22 protein-coding genes and 1 pseudogene are annotated in these 24,757 nt (G+C 61.1%); 12 read left to right on the top strand and 11 right to left on the bottom strand.

All coding sequences use genetic code 11. The features are described from left to right. Nucleotides 1-736: 736 nt before the first annotated feature. The 5 genes and pseudogenes from HB681_RS25005 to HB681_RS38330 all read left to right on the top strand — a co-directional run. Nucleotides 737-1,753: a hypothetical protein gene (locus tag HB681_RS25005; protein ID WP_213957570.1), complete on the top strand. Its 1,017-nt coding sequence runs from the start codon at nucleotides 737-739 to the stop codon at nucleotides 1,751-1,753. A gap of 4 nt (nucleotides 1,754-1,757) precedes the next feature. Further along, nucleotides 1,758-2,183 (top strand): hypothetical protein, encoded by a 426-nt coding sequence (locus tag HB681_RS25000; RefSeq protein ID WP_213957569.1) that lies wholly within the window; start codon nucleotides 1,758-1,760, stop codon nucleotides 2,181-2,183. A 226-nt stretch (nucleotides 2,184-2,409) separates the two neighbouring features. Continuing rightward, a complete protein-coding gene (locus HB681_RS24995; protein ID WP_213957568.1) occupies nucleotides 2,410-2,913 on the top strand; it encodes a hypothetical protein in 504 nt (167 codons plus the stop codon). A gap of 256 nt (nucleotides 2,914-3,169) precedes the next feature. Beyond that, nucleotides 3,170-4,204, top strand: a complete 1,035-nt coding sequence (locus tag HB681_RS24990; RefSeq protein WP_213957643.1) for an IS110 family transposase — start codon at nucleotides 3,170-3,172, stop codon at nucleotides 4,202-4,204. Between the two features lie 103 nt (nucleotides 4,205-4,307). Continuing rightward, a pseudogene (locus tag HB681_RS38330) lies at nucleotides 4,308-4,442 on the top strand (hypothetical protein); the annotation flags it as partial. 373 nt (nucleotides 4,443-4,815) lie between these two features. Here the strand turns inward: HB681_RS38330 and HB681_RS24985 are convergent. The 7 genes from HB681_RS24985 to HB681_RS24955 all read right to left on the bottom strand — a co-directional run bounded on the left by HB681_RS24985 (nucleotide 4,816) and on the right by HB681_RS24955 (nucleotide 11,737). Then, nucleotides 4,816-5,835, bottom strand: coding sequence for a PDDEXK nuclease domain-containing protein (locus HB681_RS24985; protein WP_213957567.1), 1,020 nt, complete (start codon nucleotides 5,833-5,835; stop codon nucleotides 4,816-4,818). 549 nt (nucleotides 5,836-6,384) lie between these two features. Continuing rightward, the gene (locus HB681_RS24980) at nucleotides 6,385-6,981 is read right to left on the bottom strand and encodes a DUF1349 domain-containing protein (RefSeq protein ID WP_213957566.1); all 597 of its coding nucleotides are present in this window, start codon (nucleotides 6,979-6,981) and stop codon (nucleotides 6,385-6,387) included. Between the two features lie 161 nt (nucleotides 6,982-7,142). Beyond that, on the bottom strand, nucleotides 7,143-7,880 hold the full coding sequence (locus HB681_RS24975) for an amino acid ABC transporter ATP-binding protein (RefSeq protein WP_213957565.1): 738 nt from the start codon (nucleotides 7,878-7,880) through the stop codon (nucleotides 7,143-7,145). A 45-nt stretch (nucleotides 7,881-7,925) separates the two neighbouring features. Beyond that, nucleotides 7,926-8,279 (bottom strand): RidA family protein, encoded by a 354-nt coding sequence (locus HB681_RS24970; protein ID WP_213957564.1) that lies wholly within the window; start codon nucleotides 8,277-8,279, stop codon nucleotides 7,926-7,928. 68 nt (nucleotides 8,280-8,347) lie between these two features. After that, nucleotides 8,348-9,670, bottom strand: coding sequence for a D-serine ammonia-lyase (locus tag HB681_RS24965; protein WP_345944743.1), 1,323 nt, complete (start codon nucleotides 9,668-9,670; stop codon nucleotides 8,348-8,350). Then, complete coding sequence (gene hisD / locus HB681_RS24960) at nucleotides 9,667-10,965, bottom strand: histidinol dehydrogenase (RefSeq protein ID WP_213957563.1); 1,299 nt, start codon at nucleotides 10,963-10,965, stop codon at nucleotides 9,667-9,669. Before hisD ends, HB681_RS24965 begins: the two co-directional genes overlap by 4 nt. Nucleotides 10,966-11,014: 49 nt before the next feature. Continuing rightward, nucleotides 11,015-11,737, bottom strand: coding sequence for an aldolase (locus HB681_RS24955; protein ID WP_213957562.1), 723 nt, complete (start codon nucleotides 11,735-11,737; stop codon nucleotides 11,015-11,017). Between the two features lie 305 nt (nucleotides 11,738-12,042). Here HB681_RS24955 and HB681_RS24950 point away from each other — a divergent pair, with 305 nt between their 5' ends. The 7 genes from HB681_RS24950 to HB681_RS24920 all read left to right on the top strand — a co-directional run bounded on the left by HB681_RS24950 (nucleotide 12,043) and on the right by HB681_RS24920 (nucleotide 20,455). Next, the gene (locus HB681_RS24950; RefSeq protein WP_213957561.1) at nucleotides 12,043-12,957 is read left to right on the top strand and encodes an amino acid ABC transporter substrate-binding protein; all 915 of its coding nucleotides are present in this window, start codon (nucleotides 12,043-12,045) and stop codon (nucleotides 12,955-12,957) included. Nucleotides 12,958-12,984: 27 nt separating this feature from the next. Beyond that, nucleotides 12,985-13,713, top strand: coding sequence for an amino acid ABC transporter permease (locus tag HB681_RS24945; RefSeq protein WP_213957560.1), 729 nt, complete (start codon nucleotides 12,985-12,987; stop codon nucleotides 13,711-13,713). 1 nt (nucleotide 13,714) lies between these two features. Continuing rightward, complete coding sequence (locus HB681_RS24940; protein ID WP_213957559.1) at nucleotides 13,715-14,407, top strand: ABC transporter permease subunit; 693 nt, start codon at nucleotides 13,715-13,717, stop codon at nucleotides 14,405-14,407. An 18-nt stretch (nucleotides 14,408-14,425) separates the two neighbouring features. Next, on the top strand, nucleotides 14,426-15,679 hold the full coding sequence (locus HB681_RS24935; protein WP_213957558.1) for an FAD-binding oxidoreductase: 1,254 nt from the start codon (nucleotides 14,426-14,428) through the stop codon (nucleotides 15,677-15,679). A 55-nt stretch (nucleotides 15,680-15,734) separates the two neighbouring features. Next, nucleotides 15,735-16,538: a helix-turn-helix transcriptional regulator gene (locus tag HB681_RS24930; RefSeq protein WP_213957557.1), complete on the top strand. Its 804-nt coding sequence runs from the start codon at nucleotides 15,735-15,737 to the stop codon at nucleotides 16,536-16,538. 919 nt (nucleotides 16,539-17,457) lie between these two features. After that, nucleotides 17,458-18,879, top strand: coding sequence for a DUF1254 domain-containing protein (locus HB681_RS24925; RefSeq protein WP_213957556.1), 1,422 nt, complete (start codon nucleotides 17,458-17,460; stop codon nucleotides 18,877-18,879). A gap of 61 nt (nucleotides 18,880-18,940) precedes the next feature. After that, nucleotides 18,941-20,455 (top strand): DUF1254 domain-containing protein, encoded by a 1,515-nt coding sequence (locus tag HB681_RS24920; RefSeq protein WP_213957555.1) that lies wholly within the window; start codon nucleotides 18,941-18,943, stop codon nucleotides 20,453-20,455. Between the two features lie 12 nt (nucleotides 20,456-20,467). Here the strand turns inward: HB681_RS24920 and HB681_RS24915 are convergent, their stop codons facing one another. From HB681_RS24915 to HB681_RS24900, 4 genes are all read right to left on the bottom strand, one after another. Beyond that, nucleotides 20,468-21,739 (bottom strand): MFS transporter, encoded by a 1,272-nt coding sequence (locus tag HB681_RS24915; protein ID WP_345944742.1) that lies wholly within the window; start codon nucleotides 21,737-21,739, stop codon nucleotides 20,468-20,470. A gap of 82 nt (nucleotides 21,740-21,821) precedes the next feature. Then, nucleotides 21,822-22,433 (bottom strand): thiamine pyrophosphate-dependent enzyme, encoded by a 612-nt coding sequence (locus HB681_RS24910; protein ID WP_213957553.1) that lies wholly within the window; start codon nucleotides 22,431-22,433, stop codon nucleotides 21,822-21,824. Between the two features lie 13 nt (nucleotides 22,434-22,446). After that, on the bottom strand, nucleotides 22,447-22,992 hold the full coding sequence (locus HB681_RS24905; protein WP_213957552.1) for a thiamine pyrophosphate-binding protein: 546 nt from the start codon (nucleotides 22,990-22,992) through the stop codon (nucleotides 22,447-22,449). A gap of 23 nt (nucleotides 22,993-23,015) precedes the next feature. After that, nucleotides 23,016-24,623 carry a GMC family oxidoreductase N-terminal domain-containing protein gene (locus HB681_RS24900; RefSeq protein WP_256735091.1) on the bottom strand — a complete coding sequence of 536 codons (1,608 nt, stop codon included), beginning with the start codon at nucleotides 24,621-24,623 and terminating at the stop codon, nucleotides 23,016-23,018. Nucleotides 24,624-24,757: the final 134 nt, after the last annotated feature.

Raw genomic sequence — 24,757 nt, 5'->3', positions numbered from 1 at the left:
GTTGCTGCCGATCAGAACATGCGTACTTCAACTCACGGGGAACTTGGGCACCACCCTGGACTAGATGGCACTCGACGACTCAACCAACCGCGGGCTCGAGGTCACGTGCTTGCCACCCCGTGCCTAGCACTCGCGCTCGGCGCGCCCGGAGTATTCAGCACTGCCGTCCCCACGCGCCGCTGCGGGGTGAGGAGCCGCTAGAAGCTACGACTTCTGAAACGATCGCATCCTCATCTTTGAGGTTGAAAAAAATTGGCGCACTGGCACATTGCGTGTGTACGGCCGCTTGACCTCATGAATTGGCATTTCTGCGGTTGCCTCGAGGGTGGAGAAGACGCAGCGCTGGATTGCTAGCGTTGGCGCCTCTCGTCAGTGACATCCGCAGTGGGTCTGTTGGAGCAAAAGAATATGCAGAGAACGCTTGTTTTCTTATGCGCAGCAGTTATGGCTGAAACTGTGCGTGCTGCTGCGATCTATGGGTCCATTACGGTCGATGGCCGGTCGGCTGGAAGCGGAATCGACGTCGAGTTAGTCTGCGCCGGTCAAGTCATTGGGAAGGTGACCTCGGACACCCGAGGCACCTACCAAGTGATTGCTCCAGGCTCTGTGCCCGGGTCCTGCGTCGTCCGAATGGAAGGCGCAGTATCCCCCGTCGTTTTCTATGCAAATCCTAAACGCTACGACTTCTCGCTTAGCCATCAAGGCGGTAGGGCAGTCTTGACGCAGCGGTAGCGCCTTGAACAACGCTCACATCACCTCAAAAAACCCCGAGGCGCCGCCGCGCAAGAGTTGGCTCGATTACGTCCTGCTGATTGTTACTGCATTGGCCATTCCCGCCGCACTTGCTTGGGTCGGGCACGAGTTCACAGAAATGGAAGCGAAGCGTGTAGAGCAGGACAGGTCTGCCTCCGAGTCTCGAGCCATCTCTGATGGACGGCTGAAGGCGTACAGCGAACTTCTGAACAAGCGGGAGGAGTCGGACATGGGGGTGAGAAGTCAGATCTTTTCAACATTATTGGGGAACTACCTTAATCCGGTAAAGGGAGATCTCACCAAGAGAATGACCGTCTTGGAACTTCTCGCCTCCAATTTTGATGAGTCGTTGAATCTCAATTCGCTATTCTGGAATATCGACAACGAAATATCAGCTGGCCGTGGACCCAAGCACTCAGCTCTGCGGATGCGCCTTTCACGTCTGGCTAACGAAGTGAAAGAGCGCCAGATGGACGTCCTCAGCGCAAGCGGTGATAGGACGAGTTGGGACGTGACTCTCCGAACTGGCTCGATGGAACTCTTGCCAGAAAAGCTTCTGGAGTTCGACGACCCGTCCTCGGCAAAAGGCAGCGGACACGCGGCATGTGTCTTCAAGGTTCAACTCTTGGAGTGGGACCCAAAAAAGCGCAGCATTTTTGCCGTCGTACGGACGTACCCTCCCCCCGGAGACAGAAATTCCGCGTCGTCTTGCATCAATCAACAAGGGCATGAATCACGGGATTCTCAGCCTTGGAGCTTCTGGATTGACGAGTTTGATTTCCCGCAGATCACGTTCTCAAGAATGTCTGAGAAGTTGAGGTTCTCCCTCGTAATTCTTGACTATTCCGAGGAAAAGCACTTTGCAAGCATCGGCCTTGTTTTCTTTCCAAGTTCTCGTGGAGGCGCTCGTGACCGACCGTATCTCGATACGGTCGTGAACTCCCTCAATTCAGCAGTTCTGAACCCGGGCGGCCCGCATGTGGTATCTCCGAACCGCTAAGACAGTGCTTGCAGAGACGCTGTTACTCACGTCCGCGCTGTCTATCTGCCTGCAACCTTTGTCGGCTAATGCTCAGGAGGAGAAGGCGAAGAAGGCCGATGCACCCGCGCCTACAACCTTGATCGTGCAGCTGTTTGCAATTGATGCGAGCGGGATGCCAGTTGAAGCCAAGGATGTGAATATGCACATCACCAAGGACATAGTGAACTCTCGAAATTCCGACGCGAATGGACAGGTCGTGGCGGAGCTCACGCCGGGAGACCATACGGTGCACTTAGTCACCGAGAAGCCCTGCCACTTTGATGTTGGCATTGCAGCAGGCAAGACCTTTAGACTTGCTCTCTTGGTGAACTCGTCTTCGAAAGAAGTGTGCGAGACGACGAAATTTGTAGAACGCAGCAGAGCGTCTACGGCATCTGCACCTAAGTAAATTGGGCTGGACTCGCCAAAACTTTCGATAGTTTCCTTCAAACCGTTCTCCTACACGCCATGCCCCCCTGCCGACGTTGAAGTCTAGATCCGCATGCGCCCAGCCCGAGGTCTTCGTGATCGGGGAGAGCGGTTCAACTGATGGGGTATGCGGTCGCTAACATGTGAAGGCGAACCTTGAACCCCGTGGCCGGAAAATGGACGTCCTGGCGCTTTGGAGATCGGCCATGCAGATCAGAGTCAGTCTTGCCATCTCCGATGGCTCCGGCAATTCCGAGTTGTCGCTGCTGACGCTGGACGTTGACGCGCAGCCAAGCATTGAAACCTCGGGGCTGGGTTTGGCCGATTCAAAGTCGCTGCTCGCGCGTCTGCAAGACCAGATCGTGACGCGTCAGGTCCAGTCGCTTTCTGCGGCCGAGCGCCGGTGCGAGGTCTGCGGATCGAATCGCTCGATCAAGGACTACCACGACGTCCAATACCGCAGCCTGTTTGGCAGCGTTGCCGTGAAAGTGCCGCGCTGGCGGAAATGCGAGTGCACCGCTGCCACCCGCCAACGAAGAAGCAGGCGCTGGATCTCGGCGGAACTCGAGTACGTGCAGAGCCGCTTGGCCGCAACGATCCCCTATGGATGGCGTCAAGCAGCATGGCCGGTTAAACGACATTCATCTTGGCCGACCGGCCAAGATCAGTGTCGCCGTCCACCCCCACGCCAGATCGTCGAAGCTGCTTGAGATGTTGTTGCCGGTGGTTGCGGCAAGCTCGCCGAGCTCGGTGCGGCGACATACGCTTGATGTCGGCCGGCGACTTGATGCAGAGGGGCTTGAGGTGCAGCCAGCGAAAGCCGTCGCGAACAGCGACTCGAACGTCACCACTGTCGGGTTGGACGGTGGCTACGTATGCAATGGGATGGACGCCCCCACCCGTAACGGCATCAACGTGCCAAAGTGGAAGTGTCACCAACCACTTGAACCGAGAGGGGCGTCCACCATGAAGATTACGACTGTTGGCATCGACCTGGCAAAGAACGTGTTTCAGGTCCACGGCATCGACGAGCGTGGCAAGGTCCTGCTCAAGAAGCAGTTGCGGCGCGACCAGATGGCAGCTTTCTTCGTCAACCTTCCGCCGTGCCTTGTCGGTATGGAAGCATGCGGCGGTGCGCACCACTGGGCGCGCAAACTTCAAGGCATGGGCCACACCGTGCGGCTGATGGCGCCGCAGTTCGTCAAGCCATACGTCAAGACCAACAAGAACGATGCAGCCGACGCCGAGGCGATTTGCGAAGCGGTGGCGCGGCCGAACATGCGCTTCGTACCGGTGAAGAAAGTCGAGCAGCAAGCGGTCCTCGCATTGCATCGTGTGCGTCAGGGCTTCGTGAGAGCACGCACAGCTCAGGCGAATCAAATTCGCGGGCTGCTCGGCGAATTCGGCATCATCATTCCGCAAGGCATCGGCTACATTGCCACGCGCGTTCCCGAGTTGATCGAAGACGGCGCCAACGAGCTACCCGGTGCGTTTCGGCTGCTTGTTCAACGCCTGCTCGACCATCTCAAGGAACTGGATCGCCAGGTCGAGGAACTCGAGGCGAAGATCCAGGCCTGGCATCGCGGCAACGAGGTCAGTCGGAAGCTCGCCCAAGTCCCGGGCATCGGTCCCATCACTGCCAGTGCGCTGGTCGCTTCGATCGGTGACGCGAAGAACTTCGACAGTGGTCGCCAAGTTGCAGCATGGCTCGGCTTGGTTCCAAGACAGCATTCTTCGGGTGGCAAAGCCAACCTGCTGGGCATGAGCAAGCGCGGCGATACGTACCTGCGAACACTGCTGATACACGGCGCGCGCTCGGTCATCTATCGAGTGAGCCAGAACGCCGATGCATGTAGTTGGATCAGCGCCGTCGTGAACCGACGCAACAAGAACGTGGCGGCGGTGGCGTTGGCGAACAAGAACGCTCGAATCGTCTGGGCTCTACTGGCGCATGACCGACACTTCGACGCCGACTACGTGCGCTCAGGGTCCCTGGCCTAGGGCAGATAGCAAACGACCACAACGTAGCAGGGAGAACAAACCACCGATTGCTCAGGCGATCATGAAGTGATGGCAAGACAGGTCAGACCGTGTCGCACCAGCCGCCCACGGGCGAGAAGCCAAGGCCAACTGGCTGCCGGCACCCGCAGGCCAGTTTGCGCTCATCGTTCGCACCTACGTTCCGATGGCACCGTTGCTCGACGGCAGCTACACGCTGCCGAACGTGCAGCGGTCGTGAGGTTCGCCGGCGGATTTCGCCGGCTCATAAGCGGGCAACGTTGAATGCCGCTCTTGGCCGCTGGCAACTGCAACCAACGTCAGCTTCCGTAGATGCTAAAGACGCGCTCAGGGCCCTCTGCGGTAGTACAAATGCGGCTTGGCCAGCTGCTTGCAACGGTCCCATGTTGGTCTCTTACGTGTGAAACGCCACCGTACAGACGGCGTCCAGTTCGCCATCATGAGATCGTGCCCTTTCCTCCTCGTGCGGGGGTTGCGGCGTACCTCGCGGCGTTTTACATAAATCGGATAGCCCTCCTCGCGCGCGCACCACCACCCCAGAGGCGCTCACCGTAGGTCCACACACACGAACGAGCTACACGCAGCCGCCGCCCCTATTGGCCCGCCTCACGTAGTGTCACCTCCAGTTCGCGCCGTAGCGCTTCTCGATCCGGCAGATACAACTGGTACTTCTGTACGAAGAGTTGGCTGCTCATGCCATAGGTGGCGTATTCCACCAATAGCTCGTCCTTCTGGCGGCTCAGGATGATGCCGACCGGCGGGTTGTCGCCCTCGACATTCTCTTCGTTGGCGAAGTAGCCGAGGTAAAGGTTCATCTGCCCAATGTCGTGGTGCTGCACCTCGCCGAGCTTCAGGTCGATGAGCACGAAGCAGCGCAGGATGCGGTGATAAAACACCAGATCGACGCGGTGGTGCGTGCCGTTGATGGTCACGCGGTATTGCCGGCCGACGAAAGTGAAGCCCTTACCCAGCTCCAGCAGAAAGGGTTGCAGGTGGTCGCACAGCAGAGTTTCGAGCTGCGTTTCGGACAGCTGATAGGGTTCGGGGATCTTCAGGAACTCGAATACATAGGGTTCCCGCAGCAGATCGGTGGGTTGCTCCACCACTTGGCCCTTCTGGGCCAGTTGCATGATGCCGGCCTTGTCCTGGCTGGCCGCCAGACGTAAAAAGAGGGCACTGTCCTTTTGCCGAACCAGCTCGCGCACTGACCAGCGTTCGTGCAGGGCTTGATGTTCGTAAAAGCCACGCTCCAGCGGGTCGTCGATTTTCAGGAGCTCGACGATGTGCGACCAGGTCAATTGGTGCGACAGCGTCGCACCTTTTGTCGCCAAGCCCGGATAGGCCAAGTAGAACTGGCGAAAGCGGATCAGGTTGCTGCGGCTGAATCCCTTACCGTGGCGCAAGCCAAGGTCGGCGGCCAGAGTGTCGATAAGCGCCCTGCCGTACTCGGCGCGCACTTGCCCGGCCTGTTCAAACTCCACGATATGGCGGCCCACTTCCCAGTACGTCTCAACGAGTTGGGCGTTGACGGCCTGCACCGCTCGCACCCGGCCTTGGGTGTAGGTGTCGGAGATCTGTTGCAGGAGCTGGCGATAGCCGGCGCTGCTGTCCATCGGGATGCTCAGTTCCACAATGCCCCCATCTTCATCGGGTGCATGTTGAAGAGCGCGGCCAAGAAATCGACTTCACCGCTGAGCCGAAGCTTCGGCATGAAGTAGCGCTCGGGCATTTCGCCTCGCAGGGGATCGCCAGAGTTGCAGTGAGAAAAAAGAGATCGCGTGTTGTATTGGCCATGTGCGCGGGAGCCAAGCTCGGAATGCTGACTTCGCGATTGTGCCAATAACGCCGACAAGCATTTCAACTGGGGCAAATTCCAGATCACACGAGCTTGGCGCGCCGAGAATTCCGTGCGCTCATGGCCGGTTCAGCCTTGGCGTTGAACGAGGGGTACAAGCCAGGCAACTTCGAGTCTTCCCTTTCGCCATGGGCCTCTCACCCAAGCGCGCAGATCAGGGTGATTTCGGTTTCAAGGCATTCTGTGGCGGTTAGCAGTCGCGGGAGCCCGGTCCTCGCTTGAGAACTCGCTTTGTCATGCGGTGCGTCAAGGTTCAATAGTGACCTGTCCGCAACCTATTGGGACCTCTCAATGCAGGCGTCCTAGCTTAAGACAGGTCGTGCAAATCCCGCCCGAGAGCAGGCCCCACTTTCCAGTCTGAGAAAAGTACGGTCAATCCGCCTCTGCTCGGACTGCAAGCCATCGGTCCGACAAGGTACCCGGACGCAGCGGGGAATGGACACAGCCGCACCAAAGGCCAATTTCGTCCGTCGGGCGAGACCTGCAAACGAAGCACGTTGCCGTCAACCGTGGCGCGCATCCAAAAGTCCGTCGGATCACCTTCGTAAAGGCCAGTAGCCCAGTCTGAACTGCCGTCAGTGAGAACACTGCTCAGCATGGCCCGGCCATCGCTAAACTCGATCCCGGCCTTCACCCACTGTCGCTCGTTGATCCTGACCATGATGCCGGCTTGGTCGTACAGGGCCTCGAATGCGCCACGAATGCGAAGCTGGCACGTAAATCTGGAGGGCGCCTCGACGCCGAGGAAATGACCGCTGTCATGGACGAAGGCATAGTGCGTCTCACGCCAAAAGTCTGTTTCGTTGTCCGTCACGACCTCAATCATTCCTTCATCTATCGCTCGATACACCCGTGGTTCGTTCAGCCACGTCCCACTACGCAAACTGCCGGCTTGAGCACTCATGAGCCCGCCTTCGTAAAAAGTTGTCCGTCTAGCTTAGCTCCTTGCAGCGCGAAAATTCGAGTGGCGTGGATGGTCGATCGAGCATCTCGTTGCGACACACTGATCGAGCCCGTGGTATGAGTACCGCCTCATAGTCGCGACGTCGTGTCGGTTGTCCAGTCCTAGTGAGCCAGAATCTTGTTGAGGAAATCCTTGGTACGCGACTGTCGGTTCTCCGGGCGGCCAAAGAACTCGTCTTTGGAGCAGTCCTCCAAGATGCGCCCGCCCACGTCGATGAAAATCACGCGGCTGGCAACCTTGCGTGCGAAGCCCATTTCGTGCGTGACCACCATCATGGTCATGCCTTCCTTGGCCAGGCTGACCATCACGTCGAGCACTTCGCCCACCATTTCGGGATCGAGTGCCGAGGTTGGTTCGTCGAACAGCATCACCTTGGGGTCCATGCTCAACGCGCGCGCAATGGCCACGCGCTGCTGCTGGCCGCCGGAGAGTTGACCGGGGAACTTGTGCTTGTGCGCCATTAAGCCCACCCGGTCGAGCATTCTCAGGCCGCGAGTCTTGGCCTCGTCGAGACTTCGGTCCAGCACCTTGACCTGCGCGATCGTGAGGTTCTCAATCACCGATAAGTGCGGGAACAGTTCGAAGTGCTGGAACACCATGCCCACCTTCGAGCGTAGCCTTGGCAAGTTGGTCTTTGGATCGTGCAGCGCTACGCCGTCGACGGTGATCTTGCCCTTCTGGAAGGGCTCGAGCGCGTTCACGGTTTTGATCAAGGTCGACTTTCCCGAACCTGAGGGACCGCACACCACCACCACGTCCCCCTTGGCGATGCTCATCGAACAGTCGTTGAGCACCTGCACCGGGCCGTACCACTTGGAAACGTTGGAAATTTCAATCATCGTGGGCTTCTTGAGATAAAGGGCCAAGCCGACTGTCTGCAATCTCTACAAGGCGGCGTTCAAGACGATCTCGATACCCGTCTTCGGATTGGCCATGAGTGCTTGAACCGTCGCCCGACTCGGACAGTGGCCAGCCGGAATCCAGGCATCCCAGACCGAATTCATGTCCGCTATGTGCGCAATGTCGCGAAGAAAGATTTGGCAAGACAGAATGCGGCCCTTGTTGCTTCCAACAAGCTCCAACAAGCCATCGATGGTCGCCAGGACCTCGGCTGTCTGCGCCTTGATGTCGTCCTCCAGAGTCTTGCGCGGAACTTGCCCGGCGAGGTAGGCCACATTGTTGAAGATGGAGACGTCGGAGAGTCGAACGCCAACGTTGATTCGGGAAATATCGTCCATGAGAAAGATCGCCTTGGTTGATAGGACGCTCTGCATTGCGTCGAGTTGTTGCTCTGAAAAACTAGTTGTCAGAGCTGAGATTCCATCTGCCGCGCGCGCTCACGAAATTCGTGTCGATCGCGGGTCGGAACCATGGAGCCACCCGTAGTCCAGAGCAGGTGCGTTGCATCCGCGCAGGCTAGATCGATCGAACTGGCAGCCATGTAGCGGAGCCCGGCGTCACTGCTGGTGATCCACTGGGGGCCGGCGAAGCCGGCGGCTGCCGACGGTTCGAGCTCCAACGCTTCGGCTTCCCATGCTCGCAGCAGTCCGGAGAAAAGTTGCTCGTCGGTTACCGTGAATACTCCAGACAACACTGCGCGGATTCGGGCCGCGACCATCGAAGACGCCTGGGGCACGGCAAGGCCGTCAGCCTGCGTTTGGTTGTCGAGACCGTAGTCGTAGACGGACACATCATCGAGTCCGCCGGAGGCCATCTTCAGCAGCATGCAGGGCGAGGACACCGGCTCTGCAAAAAAGAAGTGGACGGTCGAGCCGAACAGGCGACTCAAGCCCAAGGCGATGCCTCCTGGCGCTCCGCCAACTCCGCAGGGAAGATAGACAAACAGAGGCTTGTCCGCGGACGGTGTGCGTCCCACCGCTGCAAGCTGCACGGCTAGGTAGCTCGCCGCCGTCGCGTATCCATCGAGCAGGAGCGTTGAGTCCTCGTCGTCAATGAAGTAGTCGGACCCATCTTGTTCGGCCGCGCGTCGGCCCGCCTCTACTGCCGATGCATAGTCGCCCTGATGCTCGACAACCTCGACCCCGCGACGCCTGAGTTCCTGCTTCTTCCATGCCTTCGCTTCATGCGACATGTGCACCACCGCTCGAAAGCCCAGTGCGGCGGCAATCGTCCCTATGCTGAGGCCAAGGTTTCCTGTGCTTCCGACCGAGATCGTTCTTGACGCGAACAGGGCGCGTCCTTCAGGGCTTGCAAGAGCGACGAGATCCGCGCTAGGCACCAGCAGACCAGCCTCGATAGCCAACTGCTCCGCGTGCGCGAGAACTTCGTGGAATCCGCCGCGAGCCTTGACCGACCCGACCACTGGCAGCAGATGATCCGCCTTGATGAACAGTTTGCCCGCAGCGTCGGGCATATCAAGCGATCGCTGCAAGTCAGGCACGGAAATCAGCGGAGATTCAACGCGACCGTCGTAGAAGTCCGCCTCGGGGAACAACGCATGCATCAACTTCACGGCACGCTGCAAGCGCCTCTCGGCACTATCAAAGCCCGGGGTTAGGATGCTGCCCGCGTCTGAATGTCCACGTTCCGGATTCAGCCAGAGCAAGGGCGTCTTGGTAGAAAGAGCGGCAGAAATGGCCGGTGACATGCCGAGCCGTTGCGATGTCACTGGACGACCTCCGCCAGCTGTCGACCAAATCGCCTGACGCGCAGATCGGCCTGCTCCTTGTGGCCAGCAAAGCCTTCCATGGCGCACAGGCGCGAGCAGTATTCGCCGATCAGCGCCGACGCCTCGTCCGTTGTTACGCGCTGGTAGGTGCAGGTCTTGATGAACTTGCCGACCCAAAGCCCTCCAGTGAATCGCGCCGAGCGCATGGTGGGAAGCGTGTGATTGGTGCCGATCACCTTGTCGCCATACGAGACGTTGGTACGGGCGCCAAGAAACAACGCACCGAAGTTCTTCAGGCGATCGAGGAAGTAGTCGGGGTCTTCGGTGAGGACCTGGACATGTTCCGACGCGATACGGTCACCTTCGCTCACCATCTCCTCGAGGGTGTCACACAGGATGATTTCGCCGTAGTCCTGCCAGGCGAGACGGGCGATGGCCGCGGTCGGCAAGACATTCAACTGTCGCTCGATCTCCGCCGGCAGTGCGTTCGCGAGTTCCCGTGAGGTCGTCACGATGATCGTTGGCGAATTGACGCCATGCTCGGCCTGGCCGAGTAGGTCTGCCGCCGCCATTTCGGGATCGCAGGTGTGGTCCGCGATGATGAGCGTCTCGGTTGGCCCGGCGATCAGGTCGATGCCGACACGACCGAAAAGCTGCCGCTTCGCCTCTGCAACATAGGCGTTTCCGGGTCCGACAATCATGTCCACGGCCAGAATCTCCGAAGTTCCGAAGGCAAGCCCGGCAACCGCATGGGCGCCGCCGACACAGTAGATCTCGTGCGCTCCCCCCAGATGCATCGCGGCGACGATGGCTGGATTCGGGCGGCCGTTAAAGGGGGGAGCCACGGCAACGATTCGCTCGACGCCGGCAACGCTCGCGGTCACGACGCCCATGTGCGCCGAGGCAATGAGAGGATACTTGCCCCCGGGGACATAGCATGCGACGGATTGGACCGGCAGGTTCTTGTGCCCGAGGAACACTCCGGGCAAAGTCTCCACTTCGACGTCACGCAAAGTCGACTTTTGAATCTCGGCAAAGCGACGAACCTGGGCTTGCGCAAAGTCAATGTCGGACCGCTCCTGAGTAGACAGCGAGGCGACGCAACTTGCAATCTCTTCTGGGGACAATCGAAAAGAAGTAGGGCTCCAATCGTCGAGCTTCTTTGAGTAAGCCCTGACAGCGGCGTCGCCATGCGCTTCCACTGCGGCAATGATTTCGGAGACGGTCTCTCGCACCTGCGCCGGGGATGAGCTTTGCGAGTCGATGCGTCTGGCAGCTTTGATAGTGGTGATCATGGGAAGGGTGAGGTGGTGTGGAAAGAAAATCGAAAGGGCCGGCTTGAGGTCAACTTGTTCGCGATGGGATGATTCGCCGCAACGCCTCGAAGAAGAGACGCGACTGGAGACGCTCCCCTTGAATCTGCTCAGCAGTCCGCCGCGCAAGCTCTCGGTCGGCGATGGGTCGCGTCGCCATGCCGGTGGAGCGCGCCATCAACTCCTGCTGCGCCGCGCGTTCCAGGAAGTACAGGTCGTCATAGGCGTATGCCACGTTCGATCCCGCAACGATGACGCCATGGTTTGCCAGGAAGGCTACGTCGTTCGAGCCCATCGCTCGCGCAATCCGTTCCCCTTCGGAGAGATCGAGCGCGAGGCCGTTGAAGTCCCGGTCGATGGCAACTCGATCGAAGAAGCGCAGCGCGTTCTGGCTCGACATCGGATCGATCGCACCCGCTTCGGTCAAGGTGAACGCGCTTGCGTGCGGCATGTGGGTATGCAGAACGACCGCATGACCCGCAATGCGGTGAACCGCTGCATGAATAAAGAGCGCTGAGGGCTCCACCGGATGCCGTCCTTCAAGGACGGTGCCGTCCTCATTTACGAGAACGATGTCCTCCGCTTGGACTTCGCTCCAATGCAAGCCTCTGGGATTCAACAGAAAGGTGTGATCGCTGACTGCGACGCTGAAGTGATTGCAGACGCCTTCAGCGAGCCCATGGAATGCAGCGGCGCGCAACGCGAGGGCCAAGTCCTCACGTAGCGATAAATCTGACACGTCTATGCGATTCATTTGCGCGCTCCAAACTAAAGGGAGGCATTAGGGCGGAGTCGTCGGGTGCCCGCAAGATTCGCAAATTGCGCTCAAAAGTGACGCACTGCATGACCTTCAGTTTTGTCGGATATTCAGCGGAGTACGCGATTCGCGAGAGACACGGGGACAGCTAGCGACCTCTCATTGGAGACCTGCCCTTCGCACAACTGCGAAGGGCCCTTCGCACTGGTTGCGAACTGTGACATCCGAATGACATCTCTCTAAATTCGCGGCTTCAATCAACGCCGAGCACCTAGCAGGTTCGGCAGAAACCGGAGCCTCTCTTGAAATCCGTTCACATCCCTATCTGTGGTCTTCTCCTCGGCCTCTGCCTTCCGCTCGCTTCGCTCGCGCAAGAAGGGGGGACGATTCGAAAGCTGAAGGAAACCAACACCATCACGCTGGCAAGCCGCGAGGTCTCGATTCCCATCAACTATCTTGGTGAGAACCAACAACCAGTTGGCTACGGCATCGACATCTGTCTTCACGTCGTCGAGCACCTGAAGAAGAAACTGAACCTGCCGAACCTCAAGGTTGCGTACAGCCCCGTCAACTCCACGAATCGGATGCCTCTGCTCGCGAATGGCACCACGGACATTCAATGCGCCTCGGATGGAAACCTGGAGGAGCGCTGGAAGCAGGTCGGCTTCTCGAACACCTATTTCATGTCGGGCATGAAGTACTTGGCCAAGAAGTCGTTGAAGCTGAGCACGCTCGAGGACCTGAAGGGCAAGACCGTAGTGTCGACCGCCGGCACGCTCAACCTGAAGCTGCTTTACGAGTTCAACGAGAAGATGAAGCTCGGGATGAAGATCCTCTCGAGCACAGACCATGCCGAAGGGTTTCTGATGGTCGAGACCGGTCGAGCCGATGCCTTTGCGCTCGACGACGTTCTGCTTGCGAGCCTGATCGCGACGTCGAAGGAGCCTGCTAACTATGCGCTGAGCAAGGCCGACTTTGGTCCGCCGCTCCCCTACGGCCCGATGATCCGCAAGGACGACCCGGAGTTCAAGAGGCTGGTCGATGAAGCGACAGCCGAGCTCTACACGAGTCCGAAGATCAAGGTGCTCTACGCCAAGTGGTTCACTTCGCCGATCCCGCCCAAAGGGATCAGCATGAATCTGCCGATGAGCGATGCTCTTTCGAAGGCGCTTGCGAAGCCATCGGATTCTTTCGACCTGTCGAAATACCCGATGTAACGCACCAAGTCGTCGAGGAGCAACAGCATGCAGTACTCATGGAACTGGAATATCTTTTGGGACATGGCCGTCGAGGGAAGGCCGCACTATGTGCTTCTCCTTCAAGGGATGCTCTGGACGATTACGACGGCTGCATGCGCATGGTTGCTGGCCTTGGCGATTGGTTCGGTCGTCGGTGTCCTGCGGACGCTTCCTTTCAAGAGCGCGCGTGTGGTTGGCGCAACCTACGTCGAGTTCTTCCGCAACATTCCCCTGCTCATGCAGGTGTTCATCTGGTTCTTCGTTTTGCCAGAGGTCGTATCTGAGCCGCTGGGCAGGCAACTCAAGCAGCTTGACGATGGGCCGTTTCTCGCGGCAGTGCTCGCCATCGGGTTCTTCATGGCGGCGCGTGTGGCTGAACAGGTGCGCGCCGGGATCCAGGCACTGCCGAGAGGTCAATTGATGGCCGGAACCGCGATGGGCCTGACTCGCTTACAGACCTATCGGTACGTGCTGCTGCCCGTGGCGTACCGGATCATCTTGCCGCCACTGACCTCAGATTTTATGGCGACCGTCAAGAATACTTCGGTGGCCATGACGATCGGCTTGCTGGAGCTGACCGGCAGGGCGAGAGCGATGCAGGAATTCACCTTTCAGGTGTTCGAGGCGTTCACCGCGGCCGCGCTCGCTTATCTCATTCTCAACCTGACCGTCACGGCGTTGATGCGTTGGCTGGAGAAGAGACTTGCAATTCCTGGCCTGATCGTGGTGCGCTGACATGTTTCAAGATTTCGATCTCCAGGTCATCCTCCGCGCTGCACCCTATCTGTTCGGCGAGGGGATGGTTTTCACGCTGACGCTCACCGCGATCGCAACGGTCGGCGGCATCGCCCTCGGAACGCTGCTGGCGCTTGCCAGGCTCTCCGGCTCCCGTGCTGCAGCAACCATGGCCGCGGCCTACGTGAACCTCTTTCGTGCCTTGCCGTTGATTCTGGTCATCTTCCTCTTCTACTTTCTTGTTCCCTATGTCGGGCAGTGGGTGACGGGGGCCAGTCGGCCAGTCCAGGTTGGCGCCCGGAATTCTGCGATCGTGACGTTCACGCTGTTTGAGGCTGCCTATTTCTCGGAGATCATCCGCTCGGGCGTGCAGTCGATCCCGCGAGGTCAGCTAGCGGCCGCGCAAGCCTTGGGTATGCGATATGCGCAGACGATGACGACCATCATCCTTCCGCAGGCATTTCGGGCGATGGCACCTGTTCTGCTCACTCAGACGATCGTGCTCTTTCAGGATACGTCCCTGGTCTATGTTCTCTCCTTGACGGACTTTCTGGGGGGTGCCACGAAGATTGCGCAGCGCGAAGGCCGTCTCGTCGAGATGTACCTGTTTGCCGCGCTTGTCTATCTCTCCATTTGCTTTTCCACTTCACGAGTCGTTGCGCATCTTCAGAAGCGCCTCGCCACGCCAATCTAAGTAGGCTAAAGCCACTCCATGACAAGCACAGAAACTGCAGACACCATTGTTGTCGGCGCCGGCGTCGTCGGCCTCGCAATCGGAACCAATCTGGCGCGCCGCGGCGTGCGCGTGGCCATCCTGGACGAGCTTCCGCCGGCAAGTGGCGCTAGCTATGGCAACTCGGGCTTTCTTGTTGCGGATACCGCAATGCCCGTCGCGTTGCCTGGCATGTACCGGAAGGTGCCGTCCTGGCTGCTCGACCCCGAAGGCCCGCTGCGGGTGCGCCCGAACTATCTTCCGAGCGCCCTCCCCTTCTTGCTGCGCTGGCTCCATTCGAGCCGCGCCGCGCAGGTACGGCTGTCGAGCGACGCCATGCGCAAGCTTCACGAACCGACTTTTGACGAGTGGAAGGCCTTAGTCGGACCCAAGGTCTATGACTCGCTAATTCGGCGGACGGGCCAAGTCTATCTGTGGGAAGGCGAAGGCGCTTCCAGCACGCCGATGGAGGACGAGCTTCGCGCTCGCCACGGAATCAATGTTGAGAAGCTGACACCCGGGGACATCCAGGAGATCTACCCTGGAATCACGCGTGATATCAGCCGGGCGATGTTGATCCCGGGCAATGGGCACACGACCAACCCGGGGCGCTTATGCGGCGAGTTGTTGCAGGCCTACCTCGACGCTGGCGGGCAGGTCCTTCACGAGCGTGTTCAGCGCGTCTGGTCGAGCGATGGTGGCTGGCGCTTGATGACGACGAGCGGACAAACAAGACTGTCCAATCGAGTTGTCGTCGCCGCGGGCGCATGGTCGCATCGGCTGTTGAAACCGCTTGGAATCGATGTACCCTTGGAATCCGAGCGCGGCTACCACGTCGTGCTACCTAACCCTTCGGTCGAGCTTTCCATGCCCATCCTCCACAAGAGTGGATTTTTCGGCATCAACTCGATGGAGATGGGGATCAGGCTCGCCGGCACAGTCGAGATCTCCGGGCTGGAGGCAACGCCTGATCCGGTTCGGTGCGAGGTACTGGTACGCAAGGCAAAGCGCCTGTTCCCCGAACTTCGCCATGACGCGCCAAGAATGTGGATGGGGCACCGCCCTTCGGTCCCTGACACGGTCCCGGTGATTGGTCCAGTCCCTGGTCAGCCGGGGCTCTTCACGTGCTTCGGTCATGGCCATTGCGGTTTGACGGCTGGCCCGGCTAGTGCAAAGCTGGTCGTCCAGCAGATGCTGGGCGATGAAATTGCCATCGATACCGAGCCTTATTCGATCTCGCGATTCACGCATTGAACCCAAGAGCGCGCGCACGGCGCCGGTACACTTCCAACAGAAGTGTATGGAAAACTTGACGCAAAACCTGGCCGAAATCGTGCGTCGTGCGCCGTCGGTGGCCGACTTCTGCAGACGGGTCGGCATCAATCGGCAGCAGTTCAACAAGTACTTGGCGGGCACGCATTTGCCGTCGCCCAGGACGATGCTGAAGATCGCTGAAATCTGCGGCATCGGCGCGGGCGACTTCATGCTTGATCCCTCGGCTTTCCTGGAACGACTGCGAAGAGGCGATCAGGGTGATGGAAGCACCGCGTCTGCACCGGCTCAAGGCACTCATTTCGACACGATTGAGGCGTTCGCCCGCAACTCACTGGCTGGCTTGCGACCGTTCCTCGGCGCCTACTTCAGGTATCACCATTCCTCGATCTTTCCAGGCAAGATCATCCGCGCCGTCACTGTGATCTATCAATCGGCGGACATCGTCCGGTATGTCACGGTCGAATACATGCCCGAGTCCGATGAAAATTTGAGCTATCGATTCAGCTATCGAGGCGTCTGCTACTTGATGGGCAGCAGAATTTTCATGGCTGACTATGAGCACCGCCAGCTCAACGAGATGACCTCCACGATTCTCATGCCGCAGTTCCGCACGCCGATCCGCTACATGTTTGGCCTGCTGACCGGCATTGCTGCCAACGCGTACGGTCAGCCGTTCTCGACGCGCGTGGCCTTTGAGCGCAAGAGCGACGACAGTGTGATTCGCAAGGCAATGATCCGCCAAGCGAGCATGTTGTTGCCGGGTGACCCGCAGATCCCAGGCAACGTCAAGCGCTATCTCGGTGAGGCGAGCGGGGCGGTCTTGATGGGCGGCGAGTAATCAGGCAGCGGCGCCTGACCTGAAGTCGGACTCGCTAATGGCGAGGCGCGAACTGGGGTGACGTCCTTCGGGGCATGTATGGCCCCGCGCCTTTGGCAAGTTCTTTTCGCTGACTTCAAACGGTCTGCATGCATGTAGACGTACGTGGACTCCCTTGGTTTGAAAGCGAAGAGCCCTCAGCCCTCCCATCTTTAACTCATAGCTCCGGCATCGGGCGTGGACTCCGGCTGTCGGTGCCAGAAATGGACCACGCCGTCTGGGGCTCACTCAAGTCTCTTGGCAAGATTCGCTTTCGGTCCGTGGGGCAAATGCCACAATGAAGAATGCACACGATCCATCACTTGAGCGCCGCCGACGATGCCTGGATGGCGGGCATGACCGGTGCCACGGGCATCCTCCTCAAATACTCTGCAGTCTACTGCAACAGCTGCAGCGATTCCTTGTGCTTCTCATCCGTCGAAAAATTCATGGCGCAATAGTTATGGACCGCTGGCGCCTGGGGCTTGTTCGACCACCCGCAATTCGAAGAATAGTAAAAACGCCTTCATCTTCCCCTCCTCGCTCCAGAAGCGGATCCCATGCCAATGCTGGACAGAGCGTGGCGGGTCATTTCGCCTGCGGCATGCGTTCGCGAATCGGGCTGCTCAAAGCCGTTGGCTCTGGCCCGTCGTGTGGCTGGGTGGGGCCCGCCCTACCATCAGATTTGACCGCAGTCCGGCAGGTCTCGAGCTTCGCTCGTGCTCGCTTTTTGTCAACAAACGCTCTGAATTTGAATCCACTCAAACGACGAGGCACCTCCTGACAGGACCCCGACCGAAGCTGCCCCTCGGGACAATTGCGCCCTCACATTCGAGCAATGAGACTACCGAATGAGCAAAGTCTGATGCTTCCGTCTATATCGAGCTTGAAGGAATGTGAGATGAAACCAACTTTGACCTGGAGCCTGCCGCTGGCTGTCTTCTTGGTTGCCTGCAACGCGCCGAGCGGCACGTTTGCTGCCACACCGGTTTATCCCGACGAACTTTTGACCACGCCGGGCACGCCCGAGGTCGTGGCCAAGGGCTTGGAGGCCGATGGATACGCCTTGGCGCTTTCCGCCTACACCTGGGGCTATCCGCTGGTGCGCATGGAACGTGTCATGCGCGACTACATCGACGTGCCCTCGCCCAAGCCACCCACGAGCTATCGCGCGCCGCTCAACCAGACGGGTTGGGCCACGGCACTGGCCACCTCCGACGCGAAGGACATGCCCACTGCCAACAACGACACCTATTACATGAGCACGGTGCTGGAGTTGAGCGAGCCCTACGTCCTCACGGTGCCGGACACGCGCGACCGTTACTACGTGGTGGACATGTTCAACATGTGGCAGGAGCTGGAGCACTACGTCGGTCGCCGCGTGACGGGCACGAAGGCAGGCAGGTATCTCATCGCGCCGCCGGGCTGGAAGGGCAAGACGCCTGCGGGCATGAAGCGGCTGGACATCAGCACGAACAAGGTCTGGTTGTGGGGGCGCTTGCAGGTCAAGCAGGGTGAGGACACGGCCCCCGTCCTGGCCCTGCAAAAGCAGTTCTCCGTCAAGCCGCTGAGCGGCAAGACAAGCGCTGCGGCGTCGTTGCCGCCGCTGCCGGACATCGGGAACGACGAGTTCGGCTTCTTCAAGCATTTGGCCTTCGCACTGAAGTCGACGGACATCAAGCCGGCGGACAAGGCGCTGTTCGCGCAATTCGAGCGTATCGGCCTCAAGAAGGAGGGCTTTGACCCGGGCAAGCTGTCCGAGCCCACCCGCAAGGGCATGGCGCGTGCGCTGAAGGACGGCCCGGCGGTTGCGATGGCATCACTGGCCAGCACGTCCAGCGTGCGCAACGGCTGGAACTGGGCGACTGGGCTGGACAGCTTCGGCTACAACTACCCGTTGCGCGCGCTGGTTGCCGGCCCCTACCTGGGCGGCCAGGGCGAGCGCGAGGCGATGTACCCCATCCGGTACACCGACAGCGACGGGAAGGAGCTCAGTGGCGCCAACCGGTATGTGGTCAAGTTGTCGTCGGCTCCGCCGGTCAACGCCTTCTGGTCGCTCACGATGTACAACGCCGACGACAAGATGCTGGTTCCCAATGAACTGAACCGCTACAAGGTAGGCACCGATACGCAGGGACTGAAGGTGGCGGCCGATGGGTCCATCACGATTCCCATCCAGGCAGCCAAGCCCGACGGCGAGAACAGCGCCAACTGGCTGCCGGCGCCCAACGGCCCCTTCTACGTCATCCTGCGGATGTACCAGCCGAGGCCCGAGGTTTTGGACAACACGTGGAAGATGCCTCAACTGACAAAGGCGCCTTGATGGCGTTGGCACCCGTGCCATCCGCGCCGACCCGATCCACCGTGGAGCAAAGGACTTGTCGATGAGCTTGTCGAGACGAAAGGCGTTGTTGGCAAGCTCGCTTGCATTCGCAGGCACGCAGGGCAGCAGCGCCGTGGCCGCAGACGCCGCAGGTTCATCGCCCCGTGCCTATGTGTATCCGGGCAACCCGACTGCCGAGCCCGTCGGAGGCCAGCCGCCCAAGGGCGCAGCGCTGCCGGAGGGGGACATCGAATTCCAGCTCAAGCGCCAGCGGGCGATGGAACTGGTGCTCTGGGCTGCGCCGGCCGTAGCCATCTACCGCTTTCGCGCCGCAGCCTTCGAGGACTTGGGGCTGAAGGACAACGACATCATTGCGTACTCGCGCGCGGCAACGCCCAAGCTCGAAGCGATCACCGCCAATTCGAGCACGCCGTACGTGACAGCCTTCACCGATCTGCGCAAGGGGCCGGTGGTGCTCGAGGTTCCTGCCGCGGGCCCCGATGGCAGCCTGTACGGCCAGGTGGTCGATGCCTGGCAGTTCACCATCGCCGACGTCGGGCCATCGGGCATAGACAAGGGCAAGGCGTCGAAGTACCTGTTCACCCCGCCAGGCTTCAAGGGCCGGGTCCCGTCCGGGTATATCCATGTCGCCTCGCCGAACCATCGCATTGCGTTGGCGTTCCGCTCGGTGGTCGCCAAGGGCAAGACGCAGGAAGACGCCTTTCGTTATTCGCACCGGCTGCGCATGTACTACCTGTCGGAGGCGAAGAGCCCGCCCGAGCAGCGATTCGTCGACCCGTCCAACGACCGCTACGCCACCATCCCCGTCTATGACGAGCGCCACTTCGCCGACCTCCATGCGATCTTCACCGTCGAGCCGGTCAAGGTGCAGGACAAGGTGATGATGGGCATGCTCTCCTCGCTGGGAATCGAAAAGGGCAAGCCCTACCAGCCGGACGAGTCAACGGTGCGCGCGATGCGCGAAGGCACCGTGGCGGCGTGGGCCTGGGTGCAGTGGTGGTTCGACCATCTCCCGCGCGAGCGCCTCTACTGGCCCGACCGGCATTACGCCTCGTTGATGATGGCGGACAAGAACAACAAGTTCACCTACGAGTACGAAGACCGCATCGATGTGCTGACCCGCGCCGCGCAATTCGTCTGGTGCACCTATGTGCCCGAGACGCTGGCGCCGTCGCCCGCCACGCAGTACCTGATGGCCATGGCCGACAAGGACGGCAAGCTGCTGGAGGCGGGCAAGCTGTACAAGCTGACGATCCCGCCCGAGATGCCGGTCAAGCAGTTCTGGGCGCTCACCGTCTACGACCGCGCCACCTTCGGTTTCATCTATACCGGGTCGGGACGCACGACGCTGTCGTCCTACGACATGGACATGATGAAGAAGAACGCCGACGGCACGCTCACGCTGTACGTCGGTCCGAAGGCGCCCGACGGCTGGGAATCGAACCTCGTGCCGACGGCGGGCGTGCGCTCCCTGCCGGCGATGCGCCTTTACGGCCCCACCGAGGCGATCAACGACAAGACCTTCAAGATGGCCGATTTCGAGTGGGTCGCGTAACGAAGGTGGGGTTCAGGCTGCGGCGGGCTGCGCGCGCAGCTTCCGCGCCGAGGCTTCCGGGAAAAGGCACAACAGCCCGATGACGCCGCCGCCGATCAGCAGCAGGCCGCTCACCGCGAAGCCCTGTTCGTAGCCGGCGCCGCCGTTGCTGCTGGCCACCTCGACCAGGCGGCCCGTCACGATCGGCGCCAGGATGCCGGCGATCGATGCAATCGAGTTGTCGATCGCCAGGATGCCGCCGCGTTGCGCCCCCGGCGTGACCTCGCCGAGCATCGTCGGGCCGAGCGAATAGATGATCGGCGTCAGCCCGGACGCGACCGCAATGAGCAGCACCTTCTGCATGTTCGTCAGGTCGAGGTACATCAGCGCCACGAACAGCACCCCGGCCACCAGCAGGCCGACGCTGGCGAAGACGCCGCGTGCGGAGCGCGACGAAGCGCCACGAGCCATCATGCGCTGCGACCACCACGACAGTCCGACGTTGATCGGCGTGCCGATGGCCACCACCATGGCGAACAGCTGGCCCGCCGTGATGGCGCTGTAGCCCAGGCCCTTCTGAAGGTAGCTGGGCAGCCAGGTGAGCGTGAGCGCCAAGCCCCAATACGCCACGAAGTGCAGAAGGAAATTGCCCCACACGGTGCGGTCGGCAAGCAGGCGCGCGTACGGGACGCGCTGCGCGCTGCCCTGGCCGGGCTTGGGCTTGTCCTCGATCGCGCCCTCGGCGCCGAATGCAAGCCACAGCGCGCACCAGGCCACGCCCATCACGCCCAGCAAGACGAAGTTCGCGCGCCAGCCCCAATGCGCGGTCACCACCGGAATGCCGATGCCGGCCACCAGCAGGCCCAGCGTTGCGCCCTGGGCAATGACCGAGACGGGCAGGTTGCGCTTGTCGTCGGGGAACCACTTGAAGCAGGCATGGATGGCCACCGGCCAGGCCGGCCCTTCGCCGACCCCCAGCAGCACGCGGGCCGCGATCAGCATCGTCACCGACGAGGAGATCGCGATCGGAATCTGCGCCACCGACCAGATCACGGCCATCACCAGCAGCAGTGTGCTGGCCTTGACGCGGTTGGAGATGAAGCCACCGGCCACGCCCGAGATGGAGTACAGCCAGAAGAAGCTGCCGGCGACGACGCCGAACTGGACCGGCGTGAGGCCCAGTTCGCTCATCAGCGGTACGGCGACCAGGCCGACCACGACCTTGTCGATGAAGTTGATCAGGATGAACAAGGCCAGGAGGATGGCGATGGACCAGGCCTTGCCTGGTTGATAACGAGTGTTCACGGATGGGCTCCGGTGCGGCCGGTGTGGACCGGCCGCGTTGTTGTTGTGGATGGATCTTCTGGGGAACGGCGGTGTCGATCCGTCAGCCTGCGGCCGCCAGCGTCGTCTTGAGTTGGCGCACCGCATGGCGCATGCGCACGAACTGCATCGCGGGCAGCAGCGGCTGCGGCGTGCCGGGGCCGACGCGCCTCGGATCGGCTTCGACGATGAGTTCGACGAAGGTGGTGCCCTTGCGCTCCAGCAACGTGGGCAGCGCGGCCGCAAGCGCCTCGGCGCTGTCGATGCGCTCGGCATGCTGGTAGCCGGCCGCGCGGGCCATGGCAGCGAAGTCGCAGCTCGGTTCGCTGCCGGCCGTGGGCAGGTTGACCAGGCCGTTGAACTGCGCGTTGTTGTGCACGACAAAGTGCAGGTAGTGCTGCGGCTGGTTGTGCGCCACGGTCACCAGGCTGCCCAGTTCCATCAGCAAGCTCGCATCGCCGTCGACCACGATCACTTGCTGCGCAGGCTGGGCCAGCGCAATGCCCAGGCCCAGGCCGGTGGCGCCGCCCATCAAGGGCACTGAATCGATGCGCCGGTCGGTCTCGCCCAACATGTCGAACGCGAACTGCGACGACATCGTGGCCACAAGAACGGCCTCGGGGCAGACTTGTTTGCGCGCTGCCGCAATGGCGGCGCAGGCTTGTCCGAGTTTCATCATGTGGTCGCTTTCAGTTCCAAGTGAGGTGACGGTCGATCAGCAGGACGGCCGCGCTCTGCGCCGACTGCGCATGGGCAAAGGCCGCCGCGACGTGCTGCACGTCGGCTTCGCATCCGACGTTCCAGTAGCGCACGCCGATCGCATCGAGCAGTGGCTCCATCCACTGCACCACGGTGCGCCTAGATTCGCGCGTGCTGTGCGCGAAGTTCTCTTCTTCACGGCCGAACTGCCCGACCAGGAAGACGATCGGCACGCCGGCATCGATGCAGGTTGCACGCAGGGTGTTCAGGCCCTTGTAGAAGCCCTGGTTCTGCACCAGCACCACCGGCGTGGCGCCGCCGATGTGCAGGCCGGTGGCGGTGGTGAGGGCCTGGTCTTCGCTGCAGGCGAACACCTGCGCGATGCCGCTTGCTTCGGTGCGAAGCTGCTCGTGCAGGGCGAACTGCACGAAGTCGGGCACGGTGACGACATGGGTGGCGCCGGCGGCTTGCAGTGCGCCCAGCAGGGCCGACGCGCTGGCGCCGCCGGGGGGATTGGGTGTGGGAACGGTGGACACGGGATCTCCTTGAATGACAGGGTTCAGGCGCACTTGCCACGCAACAGATCGGCCGCTTTCTCGCCGATCATGATCGAGGGTGCATTTGTGTTGCTCGAGGGCATCGTCGGCATGACGCTGGAGTCGATCACGCGCAGGCGTTCGACGCCGCGCACACGCAACTGCGGGTCGACCACCGAGGCTGCGTCGCCGCCCATGCGGCAGGTGCCGATCGGATGCCATGAGGTCTGGCCGCATTGCTTGATGTAGTGCAGCAGGCCTTCGTCGTCGCGCACATCGATTCCGGGCCGCGTTTCGCGCTTGACGAAGTCCTTCATCGATGGCTGCGCGATGACGCGCCGGGACAGGCGCAAGGCGTCGAGCATGGCCTGCCGGTCCGCCTCGTCGACCAGGTAGTTCGGCTCGATCGCCGGATCGACCATGGGATCGGGGCAGTGCGCATGCAGCCAGCCCCTGGACTGCGGACGCAGCTGGAAGAAGCCCACCTGGAAGCCGGGAAAGGCATCCATGGTGTAGCGGTCGGGCCCGCTGACGAGATGGATCTGGATCTTCACCTCGGCACGGGTGTGCCCGGGACGCGTGCGGGCCTGCGCGTGCACCGTCGCCGACGGCGTTGCCATGAAGCCCTTGCGCGTGGCCAGGTAGCCCAGGCCCATCTTCAGCGTGCGCCACTTGCTGTTGAGCACTTCGTTGATGGTGACGGCCTGCGCGCATTCGAAGGTGATGCGCGCCTGCAGGTGGTCGCGCAGGTTCTCGCCCACCTCGGGCGCGTCGTGCAGCACCGCGATGCCGAGTTTCTGCAGGCGCTCGGCCTGGCCGATGCCCGACAACTCCAGCAGGTGCGGCGACTTGATCGGGCCGGCCGACAGCACGACTTCACGCGAGGCGCGCGCCGTCTTGCGCTGTCCGCCGTGCATGTACTCGACACCGACCGCGGTCTTGCCTTCGAACAGCACGCGGGTGACGAAGGCCTCGGTCCGGAACTCGAAGTTCGGCCGGCCCTGCGCCATGCTCAGATAGCCGACGGCGGTGCTGCAACGCTGGCCCCGTCGCGTCGACAGCTGCAGATAGTTCACGCCCTCGTATTGCCGGCCGTTGTAGTCCTCCACACGCGGAATGCCGGCCTGCTGGCAGGCCGAGACGAAGGCATCGGACAGCACGTCCTCGTTGCCGTCGCGCAGGTCCGTCACCGAGATCGGGCCGCTGCGACCGCGGTAGTCGGCGTCGCCGCGCTGGCTGGTTTCCATCCGCTTGAAGTAAGGCAGGCAGTCGGCGTAGCCCCAGCCGGTGCAGCCCGCCTGCGCCCAGTCGTCGTATTCCTGCGGGTCGCCGCGCACATAGATCATGCCGTTGACCGAACTCGATCCGCCCGGCAACTTGCCGTGCGGCCAGACGATCTCCTGGCCCACCAGGCCCCGCTGCGGCTGCGTTTTCGACAACCACACGTAGTTGGCGTCGCCCAGGATCTTCGCGACGCCCACCGGCGTCTTGACCCAGAAATCGTTGTGGCGCGGCTTGCCCGCTTCGAGCAGCAGCACTCGCGTGCCTGCGTCTTCGGTGAGACGTGTCGCCAGCGTGGCGCCGGACGAGCCGGCCCCCACGATGATGTAGTCGTATGTCGTTTCGCTCATTGGATGGTTGCGGCGCATGAAGGGCGGTCGAGCGCGCTTCTCACTGCGTTTCATGTTGGTTGTCCCTGGTGCGGTCCTGACCCATCGGTCACGTCCACTCGGCATGCAGGTCGTCCTGCAGCGCGTCGGCGGAA

Origin of the sequence: Variovorax sp. dw_954 (genome assembly GCF_018449755.1) — a bacterium.
GTDB lineage: Bacteria > Pseudomonadota > Gammaproteobacteria > Burkholderiales > Burkholderiaceae_C > Variovorax.
Note: the sequence above shows the minus strand (reverse complement) of the source record. Positions and strands in the feature narration are given on the sequence as shown.

Excerpts from the sequence above, each read along its gene's own strand:
- HB681_RS24995 (WP_213957568.1), top strand. The coding sequence starts at position 2,410 with ATGCAGATCAGAGTCAGTCTTGCCATCTCCGATGGCTCCGGCAATTCC.
- HB681_RS24990 (WP_213957643.1), top strand. The coding sequence starts at position 3,170 with ATGAAGATTACGACTGTTGGCATCGACCTGGCAAAGAACGTGTTTCAG.
- HB681_RS24985 (WP_213957567.1), bottom strand. The coding sequence starts at position 5,835 with ATGGACAGCAGCGCCGGCTATCGCCAGCTCCTGCAACAGATCTCCGAC.
- HB681_RS24980 (WP_213957566.1), bottom strand. The coding sequence starts at position 6,981 with ATGAGTGCTCAAGCCGGCAGTTTGCGTAGTGGGACGTGGCTGAACGAA.
- HB681_RS24975 (WP_213957565.1), bottom strand. The coding sequence starts at position 7,880 with ATGATTGAAATTTCCAACGTTTCCAAGTGGTACGGCCCGGTGCAGGTG.
- HB681_RS24970 (WP_213957564.1), bottom strand. The coding sequence starts at position 8,279 with ATGGACGATATTTCCCGAATCAACGTTGGCGTTCGACTCTCCGACGTC.
- hisD (WP_213957563.1), bottom strand. The coding sequence starts at position 10,965 with ATGATCACCACTATCAAAGCTGCCAGACGCATCGACTCGCAAAGCTCA.
- HB681_RS24955 (WP_213957562.1), bottom strand. The coding sequence starts at position 11,737 with ATGAATCGCATAGACGTGTCAGATTTATCGCTACGTGAGGACTTGGCC.
- HB681_RS24945 (WP_213957560.1), top strand. The coding sequence starts at position 12,985 with ATGCAGTACTCATGGAACTGGAATATCTTTTGGGACATGGCCGTCGAG.
- HB681_RS24940 (WP_213957559.1), top strand. The coding sequence starts at position 13,715 with ATGTTTCAAGATTTCGATCTCCAGGTCATCCTCCGCGCTGCACCCTAT.
- HB681_RS24935 (WP_213957558.1), top strand. The coding sequence starts at position 14,426 with ATGACAAGCACAGAAACTGCAGACACCATTGTTGTCGGCGCCGGCGTC.
- HB681_RS24925 (WP_213957556.1), top strand. The coding sequence starts at position 17,458 with ATGAAACCAACTTTGACCTGGAGCCTGCCGCTGGCTGTCTTCTTGGTT.
- HB681_RS24920 (WP_213957555.1), top strand. The coding sequence starts at position 18,941 with ATGAGCTTGTCGAGACGAAAGGCGTTGTTGGCAAGCTCGCTTGCATTC.
- HB681_RS24910 (WP_213957553.1), bottom strand. The coding sequence starts at position 22,433 with ATGAAACTCGGACAAGCCTGCGCCGCCATTGCGGCAGCGCGCAAACAA.
- HB681_RS24900 (WP_256735091.1), bottom strand. The coding sequence starts at position 24,623 with ATGAGCGAAACGACATACGACTACATCATCGTGGGGGCCGGCTCGTCC.